This window comes from Streptomyces sp. SID3343, assembly GCF_009865215.1.
GTDB lineage: Bacteria > Actinomycetota > Actinomycetes > Streptomycetales > Streptomycetaceae > Embleya.
In genome coordinates this window covers 1-2,095 of sequence record NZ_WWJX01001216.1, presented here as the reverse complement: position 1 = coordinate 2,095, position 2,095 = coordinate 1, and the positions used below count along the sequence as shown (strand labels likewise).

Annotated in this window: 2 protein-coding genes; both read left to right on the top strand. The window is 71.5% G+C overall.

The genetic code is table 11. The features are described 5' to 3' along the window. A partial coding sequence (locus GT354_RS38425; protein ID WP_237535868.1) for an MFS transporter occupies positions 1-1,458 on the top strand: 1,458 nt, incomplete at its 5' end. Continuing rightward, positions 1,455-2,095, top strand: a 641-nt coding sequence (locus tag GT354_RS38420; RefSeq protein WP_161361017.1) for a class I adenylate-forming enzyme family protein, incomplete at its 3' end; no start/stop codon positions are given. The genes GT354_RS38425 and GT354_RS38420, both read left to right, overlap by 4 nt.

Here is a 2,095-nt window from a genome sequence, read left to right as displayed (position 1 = left end):
GACGTCGCGCCCGGCGCCGGCGCGACGACCACCGGCGCCGGAGGCGGTGTCGGTACCGATGGGCGCGGCGGCGGGAAGGAACCCCAACCCGGCATGGGTCGGTTCCTGCTCGTGGCGTTCAGCCAGCTCGTGTCGATCACCGGCTCCGCCCTGACCGAGTTCGCGCTGCCGATCTGGATCTACCTCCAGACCGGCTCGATGGGCCGCTTCGCGCTGTACGCGGTGATCGGCATGCTCCCGGGCATCCTGATCGGCCCGCTCGCGGGCGCGATCGTGGACCGGATGGACCGGCGCACGGTGATGCTCGCCGGCGACATCGCCGCCGGCGGCACACAGGGCGTCCTGCTGCTGTTGCTGACCACGGGCAATCTGCACGCGTGGCACATCTACGTACTGCTCGCGTCGTTGTCGATGGCGCTCACCTTCCAACGCCTGGCCTACGCCTCGGCGGTACCGCAGTTGGTTCCCAAGCAGTACCTCGGCCACGCCAACGGAATCGTGCAGATGGCGGGCGGCGTCGCGCAGTTCGTGGTCCCGCTGGTCGCGGTGGGCCTGATGGCCGGTATCGGTCTGCGCGGCATCCTGATCCTGGACGTGATCAGCTACGCCGTCGCGATCACGATCATCGCGTGCGTGAAGTTCCCCCGCACGCTGCCGTGGCGCCGGCGCGAGTCGCTCACCGCCGAGATCCGCAACGGCTTCACGTACTCGTGGCGCAATCGCGGCTTCCGGGCCATGCTGCTGTGGTTCGCGGTGCTGAACCTGTTCCTGTCCCCGCTGTTCCTACTCACCACGCCGCTCGTGCTGTCGTTCGCCACTCTCGGCGGTGCCGCCCGGGTGTCGATGGCGGCCGGCGCGGGCGTGATCGTCGGCGGCATCGCGATGGGCTTTTGGGGTGGGCCGCGGCGGCAACGGCTGCGGGGCATGCTGCTCCTCGCGGCCGGGCTCGCCGGCGCGTCCGCGTTCACCGGCGTGCACGCGAGCCTGTGGGTGGTGGGGATCGGCGCGTTCGGGATGTCGTGCGCGCTGTCCCTGGTCAACGGCGTGTACACGACGATCGTCCAGGTCAAGGTGCCGCAGCGGTTCCACGGCCGGGTGTTCGCGTTGAACACGCTCGTCGCGTGGTCCACGCTGCCGATCGGGCACGGGATCATCGCACCGCTCGGGGCCAGGCTGTTCGAACCGCTGATGGCCGACGACGGACCGCTCGCCGGATCCGTCGGGGTGCTCATCGGACACGGTGAGGGGCGCGGAATCGGCCTGCTCTACCTGGTGTTCGGCGCCGCGATGGTCGCGCTCGTGCTGATCGGTCTGCGGCTGCCCGTGCTCGCGAACTTCGACGAGGACGTACCGGACGCGCCCGCCGACGACCTGATCGGGATTCAGGAGCGCGAACGCAGGCTCGGCGGCTCGAAGTCCGCTACCACCGAACCCGCCCACGCGAAGGTGCTCCGATGACCGCCGGCTCGCGCCCGACGACGACGCCCACCCCGCGCCGGGTGCCCGAGAGTCTGTCGGCGGTACTCGCGCATCGCGCGGGTACCGAGCCCGCGCGCGGCGCGATCCACTGCGGGCGCGAGGAGTTGACGTTCGGCACGTGGCACGAGCGCGCCGACGCCGTCGCCGCCGGACTGCTCGCCCACGGCCTGGACCTGGGCGAGCGAGTCGCGCTGCTCTACGGCAACGGCGACTGGATCGACTACGCGATCGCGTATCTCGGAGTACAGCGCGCCGGCGCGGTCGCGGTGCCGATGTCGGACCGGCTCGCGCCGGCCGAACTGCGCCATCTGCTCCGCCACAGCGGCGCCGCCGCGGTGCTGCACCGGGCCGGCCTGACCCCTCCCGACGCCGGGACCGGCGCGTGGACGGCCACGATCGAAGACGTCGAGGCGTACTTTCCGGGCACGTTCCTGCCCGACATCGAGCCGGGCGGACTCGCCCAGATCCTCTACACCTCCGGGACCACCGGCATCCCCAAGGGCGTCGCCGCGACACACGCCAACCTCGCGCACGGCTGCACGTTCGACGCCCGGCGGCGCCCGCTCGGGCACTCGGAGCACTTTCTGCACGCGTTCCCGATCGGCACCAACGCCGG